The sequence below is a fragment of the Burkholderia orbicola genome, assembly GCF_900100915.1.
In the GTDB taxonomy this organism is placed as follows: Bacteria; Pseudomonadota; Gammaproteobacteria; order Burkholderiales; family Burkholderiaceae; genus Burkholderia; species Burkholderia orbicola.
On record NZ_FNKW01000003.1, the window covers coordinates 889595 to 908697 of the forward strand.

General features: G+C 66.9%; 15 protein-coding genes. 8 read left to right on the forward strand and 7 right to left on the reverse strand.

What is annotated here, in order from left to right:
• Window position 1: 1 nt before the first annotated feature.
• Complete coding sequence (locus BLS50_RS33895; RefSeq protein WP_074808309.1) at window positions 2-304, forward strand: DNA-binding protein; 303 nt, start codon at window positions 2-4, stop codon at window positions 302-304.
• Window positions 305-406: 102 nt separating this feature from the next.
• Here BLS50_RS33895 and ydiJ read toward each other — a convergent pair whose 3' ends face one another.
• The gene (gene ydiJ, locus BLS50_RS33900; RefSeq protein WP_074808313.1) at window positions 407-3463 is read right to left on the reverse strand and encodes a D-2-hydroxyglutarate dehydrogenase YdiJ; all 3057 of its coding nucleotides are present in this window, start codon (window positions 3461-3463) and stop codon (window positions 407-409) included.
• A gap of 153 nt (window positions 3464-3616) precedes the next feature.
• Here ydiJ and BLS50_RS33905 point away from each other — a divergent pair, with 153 nt between their 5' ends.
• Window positions 3617-4507 carry a LysR substrate-binding domain-containing protein gene (locus tag BLS50_RS33905; RefSeq protein ID WP_074808316.1) on the forward strand — a complete coding sequence of 297 codons (891 nt, stop codon included), beginning with the start codon at window positions 3617-3619 and terminating at the stop codon, window positions 4505-4507.
• 22 nt (window positions 4508-4529) lie between these two features.
• Here the strand turns inward: BLS50_RS33905 and BLS50_RS33910 are convergent, their stop codons facing one another.
• Entirely contained in the window at window positions 4530-5378 is an 849-nt protein-coding gene (locus tag BLS50_RS33910; protein WP_074808319.1) for a LysR substrate-binding domain-containing protein, read from the reverse strand.
• Between the two features lie 111 nt (window positions 5379-5489).
• Here BLS50_RS33910 and BLS50_RS33915 point away from each other — a divergent pair, with 111 nt between their 5' ends.
• Window positions 5490-6137 carry a LysE family translocator gene (locus tag BLS50_RS33915; RefSeq protein ID WP_027808119.1) on the forward strand — a complete coding sequence of 216 codons (648 nt, stop codon included), beginning with the start codon at window positions 5490-5492 and terminating at the stop codon, window positions 6135-6137.
• A 57-nt stretch (window positions 6138-6194) separates the two neighbouring features.
• Here BLS50_RS33915 and sfnG read toward each other — a convergent pair whose 3' ends face one another.
• Entirely contained in the window at window positions 6195-7298 is a 1104-nt protein-coding gene (sfnG, locus tag BLS50_RS33920; RefSeq protein WP_027808118.1) for a dimethylsulfone monooxygenase SfnG, read from the reverse strand.
• Window positions 7299-7336: 38 nt separating this feature from the next.
• Complete coding sequence (gene msuE, locus BLS50_RS33925) at window positions 7337-7897, reverse strand: FMN reductase (RefSeq protein ID WP_011549327.1); 561 nt, start codon at window positions 7895-7897, stop codon at window positions 7337-7339.
• Window positions 7898-8350: 453 nt separating this feature from the next.
• Between msuE and BLS50_RS33935 the strand changes: the two genes are divergently transcribed.
• Both BLS50_RS33935 and dhaL read left to right on the forward strand, forming a co-directional pair.
• Window positions 8351-9460: a sigma-54 interaction domain-containing protein gene (locus tag BLS50_RS33935; RefSeq protein WP_074808322.1), complete on the forward strand. Its 1110-nt coding sequence runs from the start codon at window positions 8351-8353 to the stop codon at window positions 9458-9460.
• A 252-nt stretch (window positions 9461-9712) separates the two neighbouring features.
• The gene (dhaL, locus tag BLS50_RS33940) at window positions 9713-11422 is read left to right on the forward strand and encodes a dihydroxyacetone kinase subunit DhaL (RefSeq protein ID WP_074808326.1); all 1710 of its coding nucleotides are present in this window, start codon (window positions 9713-9715) and stop codon (window positions 11420-11422) included.
• 19 nt (window positions 11423-11441) lie between these two features.
• On the opposite strand, the gene BLS50_RS33945 is transcribed toward dhaL, so the two are convergent.
• On the reverse strand, window positions 11442-11729 hold the full coding sequence (locus BLS50_RS33945) for a DUF1330 domain-containing protein (RefSeq protein WP_011549330.1): 288 nt from the start codon (window positions 11727-11729) through the stop codon (window positions 11442-11444).
• Window positions 11730-11992: 263 nt separating this feature from the next.
• Between BLS50_RS33945 and BLS50_RS33950 the strand changes: the two genes are divergently transcribed.
• The gene (locus BLS50_RS33950; protein ID WP_074808329.1) at window positions 11993-13378 is read left to right on the forward strand and encodes an MFS transporter; all 1386 of its coding nucleotides are present in this window, start codon (window positions 11993-11995) and stop codon (window positions 13376-13378) included.
• 401 nt (window positions 13379-13779) lie between these two features.
• On the opposite strand, the gene BLS50_RS33955 is transcribed toward BLS50_RS33950, so the two are convergent.
• Entirely contained in the window at window positions 13780-15123 is a 1344-nt protein-coding gene (locus tag BLS50_RS33955) for an aminotransferase-like domain-containing protein (protein ID WP_074808331.1), read from the reverse strand.
• 302 nt (window positions 15124-15425) lie between these two features.
• Between BLS50_RS33955 and BLS50_RS33960 the strand changes: the two genes are divergently transcribed.
• Window positions 15426-16208, forward strand: a complete 783-nt coding sequence (locus BLS50_RS33960) for a sulfite exporter TauE/SafE family protein (RefSeq protein ID WP_074808335.1) — start codon at window positions 15426-15428, stop codon at window positions 16206-16208.
• 423 nt (window positions 16209-16631) lie between these two features.
• Window positions 16632-17564, forward strand: a complete 933-nt coding sequence (locus BLS50_RS33965; protein WP_074808338.1) for an MBL fold metallo-hydrolase — start codon at window positions 16632-16634, stop codon at window positions 17562-17564.
• Between the two features lie 141 nt (window positions 17565-17705).
• On the opposite strand, the gene BLS50_RS33970 is transcribed toward BLS50_RS33965, so the two are convergent.
• Window positions 17706-19100 carry an aspartate aminotransferase family protein gene (locus tag BLS50_RS33970; RefSeq protein WP_074808341.1) on the reverse strand — a complete coding sequence of 465 codons (1395 nt, stop codon included), beginning with the start codon at window positions 19098-19100 and terminating at the stop codon, window positions 17706-17708.
• Window positions 19101-19103: the final 3 nt, after the last annotated feature.

Here is a 19103-nt window from a genome sequence, read left to right on the forward strand (position 1 = left end):
CATGTGTGCAATGGCGTATGCGGAATTCCAACAGGAGTTGAAGAAGGCGCAGTTGACGGCGCGCGAGTTCGCCCGCCTGATCCGGATGAACGAAAGTTCGATCACCAACTATTCGAGCAAGGGCACCGTCCCATCCCACCTCGCGGTCATCGCGAAACTGATCGGCACGCTGGCCGCGCACGAGATCGACTTCCGGCGCGTGATCCGGCAAATGCGGATCGAGCCGAAACGGCCGCGCGGCGTCGGCGTGTTTCCCGCAGCGGAAAAACCGCGCTCGCGGAAAGCGGCGAAAGCCGGCGCCTGACCAGCGCCGGCCCAGGTCGACAGCGGCACGGGGATTGCCGCTCGACGCGCGACACTTGATCGACGCTCCCTTACGGCCAGCGCGACCCGCACCGCCCCGGTATCACCCCACCGCCCGCACATGATCGAGCAGCACCTGCAGCGGATGGCGCACCTGCTTCGACGACAGGCGTTTCACCTGGCTGCGACACGAATACCCGGTCGCCAGCGCCTCGCCCTCCTGCTGCACCCCGTCGACGTGCGCGGCCCACGACTGCGCATAGATCGTCTTCGACGTCGCGAGATTGCGCGCCTCGTGCCCGTACGTGCCCGACATCCCGCAGCACCCGGTCGCCTGAACCTGCAAGCGCAGCCCGCGACGCGCGAACACCTGCGCCCATTGCTTGCCGCTGTCGGGCGCATTGGTTCTTTCGGTGCAGTGCGGCAGCAACCGGTATGAAACCGTCGCCCCGCCCGCACCGGCTTGCGGCAGCGCATCCAGCAACCATTCCTGCGGCAGCGCGACCTTCGGCACGTCGGCGAGCCCGGTCACCTTCAGGTATTCCTGCCGATACGTGAGCGTCATCGCCGGATCGAGGCCGACCAGCGCGACACCCGAGCGCGCCAGTGCGGCCAGTTGCGTCGCGTTGCGGATCGCCGCCTTTTCGAATGCGTGAAGAAAGCCCTGCACGTGCAGCGCCTTGCCGTTCGGCGCGAGCGGTGCGAGCCACACCTGAAAGCCCAGGCGCGCCGCCAGCTCGATCAGCGTCGCCAGCTGCTCGGTATCGAAATAGCGCGTGAACGTGTCCTGCACGATGACGACGCTGCGCGCACGCTGCGCGTCGCTCAGCGCGGCGAGCGCATGCGGGTCGGCCGGCTTCACGCGCCATGCGCGGATCACGGCCGCGAGATCGAAGCGGCTCAGCAGCGGGCTATCGACCATGCCGACCTGGCGCTCGAGCAGCGTCCTCACCCAGCCGGCGCCCATCAGCCCGTTGTACAGCGCGGGCACGCGCGCCATCCACGGCATCGTGAATTCGAGCGAGCCGATCAGGTAGTCGCGCAACGGCCGCAGGTAACGCTGGTGATACAGCTCGAGAAAGCGCGAGCGAAACTCGGGCACGTTGACCTTGACCGGGCACTGCCCCGCGCACGATTTGCATGCGAGGCACCCGGCCATCGCGTCATACACCTCGTGCGAGAAATCCGCGCCGCCATCGCGGGCGTTGCGGGCGTTGCGGCTGTTGCGCCAGCGCTCGGCCAGACCGCGCAGGAACGGCTGCCGCGTGCGCGCCGCCGCGACGACGTCGACGCCGGCCTGCCCTTGCAGACGCAACCATTCGCGCATCAGCGACGCGCGCCCCTTCGGCGACTGCACGCGTTCGCGCGTCGCCTTCCACGACGGGCACATCGCGTCGTCCGGGTCGAAGTTGTAGCACGCGCCGTTGCCGTTGCAATGCATCGCAGTGCCGTAGCTTTGCCACACGCGCTCGTCGATCTGCCGGTCGTGTTCGCCGCGCGTCGGCACCTCGTCGATCTTCAGCAGCCGCAGCGTGGGGTCCGGCGGCGTCGCGATCTTGCCCGGGTTGAACTGGTTGTGCGGATCGAACGCGGCCTTCAGCTGCTGCAGCGACGGATACAGCTCGCCGAAAAACGCCGGCGCATATTCGGAGCGCACGCCCTTGCCGTGCTCGCCCCATAACAGGCCACCATGGCGCTGCGTGAGCTCGGCCACCGCATCCGACACGGGCCGCACCAGCGCGGCCTGCTTCGGGTCCTTCATGTCGAGCGCCGGACGCACGTGCAGCACGCCGGCATCGACGTGGCCGAACATCCCGTACTGCAGCCCGTGGCCGTCGAGCAGCGCGCGGAATTCGGCGATGTACGCGGCGAGATTCTCGGGCGGCACCGCGGTGTCCTCGACGAACGGCTGCGGACGCGCCTCGCCCTGCACGTTGCCGAGCAGGCCGACCGCGCGCTTGCGCATCGCATACACGCGCTTCACCGCGTCGTCGCCGGCCGCGAGCGTATGGCCGAGACGCTCGACGCTCGTATCGGTGCGCAGATGATCGACGAACGCACGCACGCGTGCGTCGACGTCGTGTTCGTCGTCGCCGCTGAATTCGATCAGGTTGATGCCGAGCGTCGGACGCGCGTCGTCCTGCGGGAAATACTCGGCCACGCTGCTCCACACGAAGTCCTTCATCGCGAGCATCAGCACCTTCGAGTCGACCGTCTCGATCGACAGCGGCGCGAGTTCGAGCAGCGCGCGCGCATCGCGCAGCGCGTCCATGAAGCCCGCGTAGCGCACGTTGACCAGCACCGAATATTTCGGAATCGGCAGCACGTTGAGCTTCGCCTCGACGACGAAGCCGAGCGACCCCTCCGCGCCGCACAGCACGCTGTTCAGGTTGAAGCGGCCGTCGGGTTCGCGCAGGTGCGCGAGGTCATAGCCGGTCAGGCAGCGGTTGAGCTTCGGAAATTTCGCGTCGATCAGCGCGGCCTTGTCGTCGCTGATGCGCCGCGCGGTGCGATACACCTTGCCGACGCGGTCCTGCCGCGCGCAGCGGCGCGCCAGCTCGTCATCGTCGAGCGCGTCGCTGCGCAACCGCTCGCCGCCCATCAGCACGAAATCGAGTTCGAGCACGTGGTCGCGCGTCTTGCCGTACGTGCAACTGCCCTGCCCGCTCGCGTCGGTGTTGATCATCCCGCCGACGGTCGCACGGTTCGACGTCGACAGCTCCGGCGCGAAGAACAGCCCGTGCGGCTTCAACGCTGCATTGAGCTGATCCTTGACGACGCCCGCCTGCACGCGCACCCAGCGCTCTTCCGCGTTGATTTCGAGGATCCCGTTCATGTTGCGCGACAGGTCGACGACGATGCCGTCGGTCAGCGACTGCCCGTTGGTGCCGGTGCCGCCGCCGCGCGCAGCGACCGCGACGTCGTGGTGCGCGGGTTCGGCCAGCAGCCGGGCCAGCAGCTGGACGTCATCCGCATGCGCGGGGCAGATCACCGCCTGCGGCAGGCGCTGGTAGATCGAGTTGTCGGTGGCCTGCACGGTCCGGTTCGCGTGGTCCGCACGGATTTCCCCGGCGAAGCCGGCGGCCTGCAGCGCGGCGAGAAAATCGCGGTAAACGTTCGCGGACGGGCTGGCGGGACGGGGCAACGGGGCGATCGACATGGGGCAAAGGCGCAATGTGGGTGGAGCCGGCCGGTTCACGTACGCCAAAACATGATTTTTTGGCAAGTTTCCGCACAACCGGGAATTGCAGTATCTTTCTATATTCCGCCAGAAACAAACGAATTCTTACCCGGCGAAGCTTGCATAAAACTCATGAATTACCGCCGCCTCACCCCGTCGATGTCGCTGCTGCTCGTGTTCGAGACCGCCGCGCGGCATGAAAGCTACACGCGTGCGGCCGAAGAACTGTCGCTGAGCCAGAGCGCGATCAGCCGGCAGGTGCAGACGCTCGAGGATCAGCTCGGCGTGCCGCTGTTCCGGCGCGAGGGCCGCTCGGTCAAGCTGACCGAAGTCGGCCGCCGCTACTTCGCCGAGCTGAGCGGCGCGCTCGGGCGTATCCGCGGCGCGACGCTGCAGGCGATGTCGCACCAAGCGGGCGCCGGCACGCTGCGGCTGGCCACCCTGCCGACGTTCGGCTCGAAGTGGCTGCTGCCGCACCTGCACGGCTTCTACGCCGCGCATCCGGGCGTGACCGTGCACCTTCATTCACGGATCGGTGCGATCGATTTCCTCCACGACGACCTCGACGCGGCGATCACCGTCGGCGCGGGCGACTGGCCGGGCCTGCACGCGCACCGGCTGTACAACGAGTTCCTGATCGCGATCGCGCCGCCCGACACGGGCCGCGGCCGCAAGGCCGATGCGCGCACGCCGGCCTGGGCCGCAAAGCAGACGCTGCTGGGCGTGACGAGCAATCAGCAGGCCTGGGCAGAGTGGTTCTCGCACTATCGGCTCGACCATCGCGAGATGCGCGTCGGCCCGAGCTTCGAGCTGACGTCGCATCTGATCCAGGCCGTGCGTGCCGGAATGGGGATCGGGCTGGTGCCGAAAGTGCTGGTGGAGGACGAATTGAGCCGCGGCGAGCTCGTGTCGATCGGCGACGCGATTACCAGCCAGCGCAGCTATTACCTCGTCTACCCGCCGGGCAACGAAACGCTGCCGTCGCTCGTCGCATTCCGCGAATGGCTGCTGGCGTCGTGCTGACGCGCTTCCGGCGACGTGCCGGTCAGGCCCGCCATTCGCCGAGAATCTGCTCGGCGAGGTAGTCACATGGCGGGCGCGCGGACTGCGCGCTGCGCGCGAGCACAACGTCGAGTTCGCCGAGCGACGGCAGCCCGTGGCTCTCCGACAGCTGCAACAGGTGATCGGGCACGCAGCAGCGCGCAAGCGGCGCGATCGCGAGGCCGGCCTCGACCATGCTGAGCAGCCCGAGGAAACTCGGGCTTTCGTACGACATCCGGAACGGAATCTTCTGCCGGTTCAGCGCCTTGATCGCATGGTCGCGCGCCGTGCTGCCATGCGAGAACAGCGCGACCGGCAGCGGCCGCTCTTCCCACACGTTCCGTTTCGGCGATCCCGTCCAGACGATCGGCTCGAGCCGGATCAGCTCGCCGGACACGCCCTTGACGCGGGTCAGGCACGCGAGGTCGACCGTGTTGTCCTTCAGCATCGGCACGAGCGCACTGCTCGGCTGGCCGATCACGCGCACTTCCACGCGCGGATGCATCGCGGCGAACTTGCCGAGCACCTGCGGCAGCAGCGACGAGATGTAGTCGTCGGGCACGCCGATCGTCACGCGGCCGCGGATCTCCGGACGCACGACCGATGCCCACGCCTCGTCGCGCATCGCAAGCATCCGGCGGCCATAGTCGGCGAGCATCCTGCCGTCGTCGGTCGGCGTCACGTTGCGCGTGTCGCGGATGAACAGCGGCTTGCCGAGCGCGTCTTCCAGCGTCTTGATCTGCATGCTCACCGCCGACGGCGACCGGTGCACGGCCTGCGCGCCCTGCGCGAACGATCCGGATTCCGCGACGGCCACCACCATCGCGAGCACATCGAGGTCGAGCTTCTTCATGTGAATTCAGAAAAACTGATCAATCGATTCAGTTTATCCCGTTTTACTGTTCACCTCCATCGCCGGAGAATGAATTCCGTCAGCACTCACTCGACGCAGGAAGCGGAAAACATGCAAACGTCCGGATCGCTCTACGGGTTTCTCGTCATCGGCGGCATGCTCGCGGTCACGCCGGGACCGAACATGGTCTACGTGATGTCGCGCTCGATCGCGCAGGGGCGGGCGGCGGGCCTCGTTTCGCTCGCGGGCGTGATGCTCGGCTACCTGTTCTACATGTTCGCCGCGGCGTTCGGCATCACGACGCTGTTCATGAGCGTGCCCTATGCGGGCAGCGTGCTGGGCGCGGTCGGGGCGACCTATCTGCTGTACCTCGCATGGCAGGCGGTGCGGCCCGGCGGCCGCTCGCCGTTCGAGGTGAAAGCGTTGCCGAACGAGCAGCCGCTGCGGCTGCTCGCGATGGGCGCGACGACCAGCGTGCTGAACCCGAAGCTCGCGATGCTGTTCGTGTCGCTGTTGCCGCAGTTCATCGACTACGGGCATGGCAGCGTGTTCGGCCAGTCGCTGTTTCTCGGTTCGCTGCTGATTGCCGCGTTCGCGTCGGCCAACGGGCTGGTGGCGATCTGCTCGGGCAGCCTGGCGAAGTTCCTGCACGGCCGCCCGACGCTGCTGCTCGCGCAGCGCTGGGCGATGGGCGCGGTGCTCGGCGGCCTTGGCGTGGAAATGCTCGTCGAGGCGTCGAAGTCGGCGGGCATCGCGTAAGCATCGTGCCGCCGCGCGCGCCCGCACGATCGCGGGCTGCGCGCTGGCGGCGGGGCGTCACGCGGCCACTGCCTGCCGCTGCGCCTCGAGTTCGCGCACGAGCGGCAGCACGCGCTTGCCGAAATACTCGACTTCCTCGATGAAATGCAGGAATCCGGCCAGCACCAGATCGACGCCGATCGCCTTCAGCGCGACGATCCGCTCGGCGATCTGCTGCGGCGTGCCGATCAGGTTCGTGCGGAAGCCGTCGTTGTACTGCACGAGATCCTCGAACGTCGATTTCGCCCAGTTGCCCTCGCCTTCGGGCGACGCCTTGCCGGCCTGCTTCACCGCATCGCCGAACGCGTGCACGGCCTCGACGTGCGCATGCCGGATGATGTCGTCGAGCACGGCCTTCGCTTCTTCCTCGGTGTCGCGCGCGATCACGAATGCATTGACGCCGATGCGCACGCGATGGTTGTTCGCCGCCGCCTTCGCGCGAATGTCGTCGATCTGCGCCTTCAGGTTCTCCGGCGTATTGCCGTTCGTGAAATACCAGTCCGACACGCTCGCCGCGTTGTCGCGCGCCGCGCGTGAGCTGCCGCCCTGGAAGATTTCCGGATGCGGCTTCTGCAAAGGCTTCGGGCTCAGCGTGTAGTCGTTGAAGCGGTAGAAGTCGCCCTTAAACGTGAAGTTGTCCTGCGTCCAGATACCCTTGAGCGCCTGGATGAATTCCTTCGAGCGTCGATAGCGTTCGTCGTGCTCGAGCCACGGCTCGCCGATCGCGGTGAATTCGCCCTTGAACCAGCCGCTCACGACGTTGATCGCGATGCGCCCGTTCGAAATGTGGTCGATCGTCGCGAGCTGCTTCGCGACCACGGCCGGATGCCACGGCCCCGGCAGGATCGCGGCGAGCACCTTGAGCTTCGTCGTCGCATGCAGCAGCGCCTGGCTGAACGACACCGACTCGTGCTGGTATTCGGCGCCGTAGCCGGCCGTGAAGCGGATCTGGCTCAGCGCGTAGTCGAAGCCGGCCGCCTCGGCCGTGCGCGCGAGCTTCTGGTTGTATTCGAGGCTCCAGTCGGTGCGCTGCTCGATCGTGCTGACGACGAGGCCGCCGCTGACGTTCGGCACCCAGTACGCGAATTTGACGCCGTCGGCGGAAGGGTCGGGAAGGCTCATGAAGGTGTCCTGGTCGAAGGGGAAACGAAAAAAGCGGCTTACGCGGCCGCAGCGGAAAGCACGGGCGCGCGCAGTTGCGGCACCGCGCGATTCACGGCGAGCGCGATACGCTCGCGCAACGCCGGACTGGCGATCTGGTACTGGTCGAAATCGCTTTCGGACGCATACACGCCGATCGGCAGCGTGCGCGCCTGGAAGAAGCTGAACAGCGGGCGCAGCTGATGGTCGATCACGAGCGCATGGCGTTCGCTGCCGCCGGTGGCCGCGAGCAGCACCGGCACGTCGACGAGCGCGTCGTGGCGCACGAGGTCGAACAGGTGCTTGAAGAGGCCCGTGTACGACGCGCGATACACCGGGCTCGCGACGACGAGTGCGTCCGCCGTCTCGATCGCGCGGATCAGCGCATCGAGATCAGGCGGTACCTGCGCACGCGTGAGCGCGCCGGCCAGCCGGCTGCCGATCTCGCCGAGTTCGATCAATCGCGTCTCGATCGGCAGCGCGGCGCCGAGCGCCGTGACGATCGCGTCGGTCAGCGCGAGCGTGCGCGACGGCCGCTGCAGGCTGCCCGATATCGCGACGACGTTGAGGGTGTGGCTCATGCAATGCGTTCCCGTGGTGAAGCCGCGCGCAATGCGGCGATACCGGTTCGGGTCAGCAAGGAGCGTGCCATTAGCGCGGTTGCGTGACGGAAATTTCGTCTGCACCGCGAAGTTTCTCGCCATCGGCCGCCAGAAATGGCGCGCGACCTAATGCGCGGCAGTGGCAAGCGTTCCGGTTCACGCGTCACATCGATATTCCATCACGCGATGAATCCGGTGCAGCGGGCCTGCTGATGCGCTGCTGATCAGGCAGCAGCGCATCACGCGCGATAGCGCTGAATTTGATGCTGCGGCATCACTGCACCGCCGCTCTTCCGCGCCATTGCGGGTTCCGCAGCAATCGCGCTTTGGTTATCAGAAATCGATGCTTTTCGCGCGCGGCGAAACGTTCAACACTTTGCTGATCACGCAGCAGCCGGCCCGCATTGCCCGGCCATCCAACGATTCATCGCCATGACTTCCATTTCCGCATCGCCGCGCCCGCTCAATCTTCGTGTCGTTACCGCTTCCCGCGACCCCGCCGGGCTTCAAGCCGCGACGCCCGTGCACACGCTGCCCGAACGTCACGCGCAGGTGTTCGCCGATCCGCGTTCGCTCGCGCTGCTCGAACAGGTTCGCCGCGTCGCGCCGAGCGACGCGAACGTGCTGATCGTCGGCGAGACGGGCACCGGCAAGGAACTGATCGCGCGCCACGTGCACGAGCTCGGCGCCCGTCGCGACGGGCCGTTCGTCGCGGTGAACTGCGGCGCATTCTCCGAAACGCTCGTCGATAGCGAACTATTCGGCCACGAGAAAGGCGCGTTTACCGGCGCATTCAGCGCGAAGCCCGGCTGGTTCGAAGCCGCGCACGGCGGCACGCTGTTTCTCGACGAAATCGGCGACTTGCCGCTCGCGATGCAGGTCAAGCTGCTGCGCGTGCTGCAGGAACGCGAGGTCGTGCGGCTCGGTTCGCGCACGGGCATTCCGGTCGACGTGCGTGTGGTCGCGGCGACCAACGTCGACTTGCAACAGGCGGTCGCGGCCGGGCAGTTTCGCGGCGACCTGTTCTACCGGCTCAACGTCGTGCAGCTCCCGATCCCGCCGTTGCGCGACCGCCCGGGCGACATCCTGCCGCTCGCGCGCCACTTCTTCGACATGTACCGCGACCGGCTCGGCGGCGGGCCGCGCCGCATCGATCCGCGCGCCGAGCGACGGCTCCAGGCGCACGGCTGGCCCGGCAATATCCGTGAACTGGAGAACGTGATCCATCATGCGCTGCTCGTGAGCCGTCACGACGTGCTGCAGGACACCGACCTGCACATCGCGCCGCCGTGTGTGCCGGCCGTGGTCGCGCAGGCAACCGAGTCGTCCGCCGATGCACAGGCGGCGCTCGAGCATGCGCTGCGCGACCTGTTCGACGACGGGCACGGCAACCTGTTCGAACACCTCGAGGACACCGTGATGCGTGTCGCGTTCGAATTCAGTCACCGCAACCAGATCCGCGCCGCGCAGTTGCTCGGCATCAGCCGCAACGTGCTGCGCGCCCGGCTGATCCGCGCGAAGGCAATCACCGCGCTGAAATAGCGGCACCCGGCACGCGCCGCCGTTCCGCCCCGGCGCCATCGCGCCATCGCAGCGCGATCCGTGCCGCAACGTCCGAACCTGATGTATCTTGGCGCGAAGCGTACGCTTCGTTGTCCACCCCGCATCCGGTCACCCGTTACGCGGCCATCCGCGACCGGCAACGACGCACGCACGATCCTCCGCAACACGAAAGCCGTCCGGCGCCCGTGCGCGCCCGGCCGAGCCCTGTTCACCCGTCCGGAATCCGTCGCCATGAAAAAGCTTGTGAACCGCCCGTCCGACGTCGTGCGAGAAATGCTGGAAGGCATCGCACGGCAATCGCCACATCTCGCGATCCTCGGCGACGAGCACGTGCTCGTTCGCCAGCCGCTGCCGGAGCCGTCGCAGCGGCCGGTCGCGATCCTGTCCGGCGGCGGCAGCGGCCACGAGCCCGCGCATGGCGGCTACGTCGGCGAAGGGATGCTGAGCGCGGCCGTGTGCGGCGAAGTGTTCACGTCGCCGTCGACCGACGCCGTGCTTGCCGCGATCCGCGCGAGCGCCGGCCCGAACGGCGCGCTGCTGATCGTGAAGAACTACACCGGCGACCGGCTCAATTTCGGGCTCGCCGCCGAACTGGCGCGCGCGGAAGGCATTCCGGTCGAAGCCGTCATCGTCGCCGACGACGTATCGCTGCGCGGCCGCGTCGAACGCGGCCAGCGGCGCGGGATCGCCGGCACGGTGCTGATCCACAAGCTCGCGGGCGCCGCCGCCGCGCGCGGACTGCCGCTGGCCCGCGTCGCGAGCATTGCGCGCGACGCGGCGGCCGAGCTCGGCACGATGGGCGTCGCGCTCGACGGCTGCACGATCCCGGGCGCCGACAAGTCGGGCTTCAGCCTCGCCGATCACGAGATCGAACTGGGCCTCGGCATCCACGGCGAGAAAGGCGTCGAGCGCCGCGCGCCGCTGCCGGCCGATGCGCTGGCCGACACGCTGCTGTCGAGCATCGTCGCCGATCTCGTGCTCGACCGCGACGAACGCGTCGCGCTGTTCGTCAACGGCCTCGGCGCGACGCCGGACATGGAGCTCGCGATCGTGCTGCGCGCCGCGTTCGACAACCTGAGCCGGCGCGGCATCGTCGTCGCGCGCGCGTGGGCCGGCACGTTCCTGTCCGCGCTGAACATGCCGGGCTGCTCGATCTCGGTGCTGCGGCTGAACGACGAACGCGCGGCGCTACTCGACGCGCCGACGCAAGCGCGCGCCTGGCCGGGCGGCGGCCTCGTGAACACGCGAATTCGCATGGCCGCGGCCGTGGCGCAAGATGCACCGCCGCCGCCGCTCGATGCGGCCGGCCGCGCGTGGGCCGCGCGCCTGCAACCGGCGCTGCACGCCGTGGCGCAGACGCTGATCGACCACGAGCAGACGCTGACGGATCTCGACGCGGCAGCCGGCGACGGCGATCTCGGCGCGAGCATGCGGCGTGCCGCACAGGCGATCCTCGAATTGCCCGACACCGCGTACGGCACGCCGGCCGGTGCGCTCGCGGCGCTCGGCGCCGCATTGCGCCGCGCGATCGCCGGCAGCTCCGGCCCGTTCTATGCGACCGCGCTGCTGCGCGCGTCGCGCCGGCTGGCCGATGGCGCCGATAGCGCCGAGCCGTCGCCGCGCGACTGGGCCGCGGCGTTCCGCGCGGCGGTGGATGCGATCAGCGAACTCGGCGGCGCACAGGCGGGCGACCGGACGATGCTCGATGCGCTGGTGCCGGCCGTCGACGCATTCGGCCGCGCGCTCGACGGCGATCGCGATCCCGCGAATGCCTGGGCGGCGGCCGTCGAAGCGGCGGAACGAGGCGCGGAGGAAACGACGCGCATGACACCGCGCGCGGGGCGGGCCAGCTATCTCGGCGAGCGCGCGATCGGCACGCCGGACGGCGGCGCGGTGGCCGTGTCGTACTGGCTGCGCGCGCTGCTGCCGCACGTGCGGTAACGGGCGCGCGCAGCCGCGCTCAGACGCCTTCGACCAGCACCGCGCGATAGCGCGCGCCCTTGAACCGGTGCTGGACGACCGCCTGGTATTCAGGGCCGCGATACCACGCGTGCGCGGCCTCCTTCGACGGGAACTCGACGATCACGACGCCTTCCGGGCCTTCGCCTTCGAGGATTTCCTGCGGCCCGTAGGCGGCGAGCACTTTCACTGGATGGCCGGCAAGGGTCGCACCGACCTGGCTCGCGTAGATGTCGAGCTCATGCTGGTCCTGCGTGCTTTCCCGCGTAAAGACGATGTAGGTCGCCACGATATGCGCTCCTGATCAAGGGTGAAAAAAGGGACGCCACGCGCGGCACGGTCCGAGGAATCCGGCGTGGCAGCGCGCAGCTTACCGCCGTTCGCCGGCCGGCGCCGCGACGAGCCGGCCACACCTCCGCGTGCCGCCCCGCCCCGGCGCGGGAAAACCCCGATTCCCACATCGTCCTATGACATCCGGCATCGCAAATTGGCGGGATTACTTTGATCCTCGTCGGCGCCCGCCCGGGCGCATGCTGATAGCGAGGACCCCTCATGCGATACGTGCCATCGTGGACTTCCGTTTCCGCCGCGTCGTCGATTCCCGACGACGCGGCCACCCAACGCGGCGACGAGCCGCACAGCCTGCCGCGGGTCGCGATCGCGGCCGCCGCGCTCGGCAATGCGACCGAATGGTTCGATTACGGTATTTACGCGTACGGCCTCGCGTACATTTCCGCCGCGCTGTTTCCCGGCAACACCGCGAGCGCGACGCTGTTCGCCCTCGGCACGTTCGCGATCTCGTTCCTGATCCGCCCGCTCGGCGGCCTGTTCTGGGGGCCGCTCGGCGACCGGCTCGGCCGCAAGCGCGTGCTCGCGCTGACGGTCCTGACGATGTCGGGCGCCACGTTGCTCGTCGGCGTGCTGCCGAGCTATGCGACGGCCGGCTGGCTCGCGCCGGCCGCGCTGATCGTGCTGCGCATGGTGCAAGGTTTCTCGACCGGCGGCGAATACGGCGGTGCGGCGACCTTCATCGCCGAATACGCACCCGATTCGCGGCGCGGCCTGTGCGGCAGCTTCCTCGAATTCGCGACGCTCGCCGGCTTCTCGCTCGGCGCATTCCTGATGCTCGGCTTCGCGCTGCTGCTCGGCGATTCGGCGATGCATGCGTGGGGCTGGCGCTTGCCGTTCCTCGTCGCGGCGCCGCTCGGCCTGATCGGCTTCTACCTGCGCTCGCGCCTCGAGGAAACGCCGGTGTTCCGCGAGCTGGAGGGACAGGCGCACCGCCGCGAGAAAAGCGCCACCGCCGCGTTGCCGATCCGGCTGCTGCTGGTGCGTTATGCGAAGCCGCTGCTGCTGCTCGGCGGGCTGGTCGTCGCGCTGAACGTCGTCAACTACGTGCTGCTCGCGTACATGCCGACCTACATGCACAAGGAACTCGGCGTGAGCGAGAACATGTCGCTGCTGATTCCGCTGATCGGCATGCTCGCGATGATGGTGCTGCTGCCGTTCGCCGGCTGGCTGTCGGACCGCGTCGGCCGCAAGACGATGTGGTGGTTCTCGCTGGTCGGGCTGTTCGTCGCGGCCGTGCCGATGTTCACGCTGATGACGCACGGTCCGCTCGGCGCCTTCATCGGCTTCGCGGTGCTCGGCGTGCTCTACGTGCCGCAGCTCGCCACCATTTCCGCGATGTTCCCGGCGATGTTCCCGACCCACGTCCGCTATGCGGGCATGGCGATCGCGTACAACGTGTCGACGTCGCTGTTCGGCGGCACCGCGCCAATCGTCAACGACTGGCTGATCGGCAAGACCGGCAACGCGCTGATTCCCGCGTACTACATGATGGCTGCCTGCGCGGTCGGGTTGATCGCGCTGCTGGCGGTGATCGAGACGCGCGGGTGTTCGTTGCGCGGGGAAGCCGTGCCGGGACAACCGGGTTGACGCATTCGCGAAGGATCGCCTCCGGCTTCCCATAAGCGACAACCTTCATCGCCCGCCTTCCGGAAACGGAGGCGGGCGATGTTCGTTTCGGGAGGGGTCGACGGTCGTTGCGGCTCCCATGTGCTCCGGCCAGAAGCAGTCACTCGCCGTCGACGGAATTGACGGTCGTTGGCTCGCCCGAATCTGGCAGGAATGCGAAGCATTTGGTCACTATTGGTTTTCGCGTCGGCCGTATCTTCAAGCCGCCGGGATCGCGGTTTCGGCTCGGCCAGATGTGCCGGTCCGAGGTTCGCGAGTGCGTGCGCCTGAATCGATGCGGCTTGACCATTGGGGGTGTCGGCGCAGAATGACTGTCCGACAATCACGCGCGAGAGGCCAATCCAGAGTCTCCGGCGCAGACCTTATTCGGTCGAATCGAAATCCTCTTCTCTTGCATTCAGGATTCCGCTCAGCGTGAGCAGACCCGCGTCGAGCTGGTCCATCGTGGGTGCGGCAAGCGCAAGCCTGACGGCGTTCGGCGCATGGCCGGGCGCGGCTGCAAAGGTGGTCGAGGGCGTCAACGCGATGTCTCGCCGGGCTGCCGCTGCGACCAACGCCTGCGAGCGCCAATGCGCCGGCAGCGTCAACCACAGATGAAAGCATTTGCCGTTCGTCTGAATGTCGAAATCCGACAGACGGTCGGCGGCCAGCTTCTGACGGGCCACCGCATCGATGCGTTTCAGTCGGGCGAGTTCGGCAACCGTACCGTCGCTCATCAATCGTTGCGCGGCCGCGAATGCAAATCCCGATGCCGTCCATCCCCCCGAGCGCACCGACGCCATCACGGTTTCACGCAACCGATGCGGCGACACGATGAAGCCGAGCGTCAACCCCGGCGCCACCTTCTTCGACAAGCTGTCGATCACGATGCAATTGTCCGGTGAGAGGGCGGCAAGCGGCGGCTGGTCGTCGAGGAAGCCGTACACGTTGTCCTCGATGACAGGAATGCCGAGCTTTTCCACGACGCGCAACAGATCTTCCCGTCGCGCGGCATTCATCGTCATGCCCAACGGATTCTGGATGGCAGGCTGAATGTAGATTGCCGAAAGATTCGCGTCCCGGTGCGCCTTGAGTACAGCGTCGGGGCGCACGCCGCCTTCGTCCATCGCGAGCGGGACCAGCGTGATACCGAGGCGAGCCGCGATGCCCTTGATGAACGGGTAAGTCAAGGTTTCGACGCCGCAGCGCCCGCCCGTCGGAACAATGGCGCCAACCGCGGCGGCAATGCTCTGTCGTCCGTTCCCCGTGAAGACCAGTTGCTCGGGAGAAGGCGCCCAACCACTGCCCGCCAGACATGCGGCGGAGACGTTCCTGAGAGCGGGCGTCCCACTGCTGGTTGCCTGACCCAGGGCGCTCGCGAGCTCCGCAACGCTTTCGAGCCCGCTCAGGCTTCTCGCGATGAGTGTCGTCTGGTCGGGAAGTATCGGGTAATTGAACTCCAGATCGATCCGAACATCACGCGGCTCACCCGGCGCCGCTGCGCCGCGCCTTGCGTCGCCCGAAACGAACGTTCCCCGCCCGACCTCGCCGACGACGAGCCCTCGCCGCAACAACTCTGCATAGACCCTGCTGGCCGTCGACACGGCGATCTTTCGCTGGTCCGCGAAATTGCGCTGTGGCGGAAGCCGGTCGCCCGGCCTGAGCGTTCCGTCAGCAATGTCTGCGGCGATCGTGTCGGCCAACTTCAGGTATTCGGACTTTGACATTCAATGCACCGAGTTCAATATATATTGCACCGAGATCAATGTTTTGATTGTACCGAGTTTAACGCCGGTGCATTCTGTCTTCATCGCCCGATTGTATCGGGATTACCCAGCTTCCACGGCCAATATGCATGCGCCTCGTTTCGACGAAATCCGCGCAGCGCCGAATTGTCCTCGGAGCATTCATGGAGACGCAATATGCCTTTCACCGCTTCGATGACCGCCCACCCTGTGTCTGCGAGAAGGACGACGGGGCCTTCACGCCTGTTGGGCGTGTGTGACGTCGACCGCGCGAGGTCATCGTGATGATTTCGTCGACCGGAATGGATCTGCAACTGACCCTCATCACGATACTGATCGCCTTTGCGGGCGTGTTCCTGATCTCGTTCATGAAAGGGGCCTTCGGCGGCGGCTTTTCGATCGTCGGCATTCCGTTGCTGTCGTTGGTGATGGATCCGGTGACCGCGGGCGGAATGCTCGCACCGCTGTTCATCGCAATGGATCTGTTCGCACTGCGCTACTGGAAACCTTCGACATGGTCGAAGCCGGACCTGATGCTGCTTTTGCCGGGACTCGTGACGGGCATCGGCGTCGGCTATCTGACCTTCCGACTCCTCGACCACCGCGCGATCGCGATCGTGATGGCGGCGATCACGCTGATCTTCGTCGGACTGTGGTGGGTCGGAGGCGCAGCATTGACGGTCCGTCCGCGTTCCACGCCGAAGGCGATCACAGCGGGCCTTGCCTCCGGCGTGACCACGATGGTCGCGCATTCGGGCGGCCCGCCTCTTGCCATGTATCTGCTGCCGCTCGGCCTCGGCAAGGAAGTCTATGCGGGGACGACAAGCATGTTCTTTACCGTTGGTAACGCGACCAAGGCAGTGCCATGGCTGCTGCTGGCCAGGCCGACGGGCAATGCCTGGATCGTGATAGGGGTCTGCCTGTGTGCCATTCCCGCTGGTGTCGTCGCCGGTTGGCGGCTCCACGCGAAACTGGATCAACGCCAGGTTTATCGAGCCTGCTACGGGCTGCTGGTGATAGCCGCGGTGAAACTGCTTTGGGATGGCGTGACGGGGTATCTCGCGTAAGCGTGGCTCCCGCGTACTACATGATGGCTGCCTGCGCGGTCGGGTTGATCGCGCTGCTGGCGGTGATCGAGACGCGCGGGTGCTCGTTGCGCGGAGAAACGCTCCCTGGTCAACTAGGCTGACCCGCACGCCGGCGGCGCCCGGCATCCCATAAACGGCATCCAGTGCATCGCCCGCCTTCCGGCAACGGACGGCGGGCAATGTGCATTTCGGGCGGCGAAGGCCACTGCCGGATTGTTGTCGTCCGGACAACACGATGTGCGCCCCTGCGGCGCTGTTGGCGTGTGTAGGCCGTCACTACAATCGCTGACACGCTCGACCGGAATTCGGGCCCACCGAAGCGCGACCTTCTCGACCGCGCTCGCGAACCGCTCTGCGCCACACAGCGCGGATGACCTCAACCAAAGAACAGGATTACTGAACATGAACGCACCCATCCGCAACGTCCAGCCGGTCATCGTCCCCCTGGGCAACGAAGGTTCAGGCGAGCTCGTTCCGTCCCGCTACGCCGTGCGCATCGGCGATGTCGATGTCGTGCTGATCAGCGACGGCGTGCTGCCGCTGCCGACTTCCACCATGTCCACCAATGTGAGCGAAGCGGACCGCAACGTCTGGTTCGATGGCCGTTTCCTGCAACGCGACATGTTCGACTGGGCGCTCAACATCGCGCTCCTGCGCAGCGCCGATCGCCTGATCCTGATCGACTCGGGCGTGGGCGACGGTTTCGAATACTTCACGCGCGCCGGGCGCTCGGTGATGCGCCTGGAATCGGCCGGCATCGACCTGGCCGCGATCACCGATATCGTGATCACGCACATGCACATGGATCACGTCGGCGGGCTGAACGTCGACGGCGTCAAGGCGAAGCTGCGCCCCGACGTACGCATTCACGTATCGGCAGCGGAAGTGGCGTTCTGGAAGAATCCGGACTTCAGCAAGACGGTGATGCCGGAAACCGTTCCGCCCGCGCTGCGCAAGGCGGCGGCGAGGTTCGTCGAACTGTATGGCGAAAACATCGTGCAATTCGACCGCACCGTGGAAGTCGCCGCGGGCGTGTCGGCGCGCGTGACGGGCGGGCATACGCCGGGGCACTGCGTGGTCGACATCGCATCGAACGGGGAAAAGCTGACGTTCGCGGGCGACGCGATCTTCGAAGTCAACTTCGACAATCCCGACTGGCAAAACGGCTTCGAACACGATCCGGACGCGGCGGTCGACGTGCGTCTCGCGCTGTTCACCGAAGCGGCCGAAACCGGTGCGCTGCTGGCCGCGGCGCATGTCGCGTTCCCGTCCATCGGGCATGTTGCACGGAACGGCGACGGCTTCCGTTTCGTTCCGGTCGTGTGGGATTACTGAATGACGATCGGTAGCCGACGCGCTACCGTACACCACGCATTGACGTTTTCCCGAACCGTACCGGCAAGAAAAAACGCCGCCGCACTTGCATGCGGCGGCGTCACCTCGCGCGTCGAAACGCGCATCAGGACCACTTGAATATCACGCGACAGCCGAAATATTCCGCTCGGCGACCTCGTCCACCGCACTCTTCACGACCCCGACGATCTCGTCGGCTTCCTCGCGCGTCATCACGAGCGGCGGCGCAAAGCCGAGAATGTCGCCGTGCGGCATCGCCCGCGCGATCACGCCGCGCTGCAGCGCGGCAGCCGACACCTGCGCACCGATCTTCAGCGCGGGATCGAACGGCGTGCGCGCGTCTTTGTCGGCCATGAATTCGAGCGCGGCCAGCATGCCGACGCTGCGCACCTCACCGACGAGCGGATGCGTGCCGAAGGCGTCGCGCAGCTTTGCGCCGAAATACGCGCCCACTTCCGCCGCGTTGCCGACCAGGTTCTCGCGCTCCAGAATCGCGAGATTCGCGAGCGCGGCGGCCGCGCACACCGGATGGCCCGAATACGTCCAGCCGTGCCCCATCGGCCCGTATTCCTGCGAGCCGCGCGCGATCACGTCCCACACCTTCTCGCCGACGATCACGCCCGACAGCGGCGCATACGCGCTCGTCAGCCCCTTCGCGACGGTAATCAGGTCGGGCTCGATCCCGAAGTGCTGCGCACCCATCTTCGAGCCGAGACGCCCGAACCCGCACACGACCTCATCGGAAATCAGCAGGATGTCGTGCTTGCGCAGCACGGCCTGGATCGCGGGCCAGTAGCCGGCCGGCGGCTCGATGATGCCGCCCGTGCCCATCACCGGCTCCGCGATGAACGCGGCGACCGTGTCGGCGCCCTCGCGCGCGATCAGCTTCTCGAGCTCGTCGACGCAGTACGCGACGAACTGCGCTTCGTTCATGCCGGCCGGCGCCTTGCGGTACCAGTGCGGACACACCGTATGCTTCACGCGATCGATCGGCAGGTCGAAATGCTGGTGGAAGCTCGGCAGCCCCGTGAGGCTGCCCGTCACGATGCCCGAGCCGTGATAGCCGCGCTCGCGCGAAATGATCTTCTTCTTGTTCGGGCGGCCGAGCACGTTGTTGTAGTACCAGACGATCTTGACCTGCGTCTCGTTCGCGTCGGAACCCGACATCCCGTAATAGACCTTCTTCATCCCGGCCGGCGACCAGTCGATGATGCGCGACGACAGCTCGATGATCGCGTCCGACGAATGGCCGACATACGTGTGGTAGTACGCGAGCTGCTTCGCCTGCTCGTACATCGCGTCGGCCACTTCGGTGCGGCCGTAGCCGATGTTCACGCAATAGAGGCCGGCGAACGCGTCGATATAACGCTTGCCCTGGTGATCCTCGATGCGGATGCCTTCGCCGCCGCGCACGATCTTGCCCGGCAGCGCGCCGGTCTCGTGGTCGTACGCGTGCGTCGACGGGTGCATGAAGTGGGCGCGATCCTCGCGCAGCAGTGCGTCGATCGATTTTTGCATGAT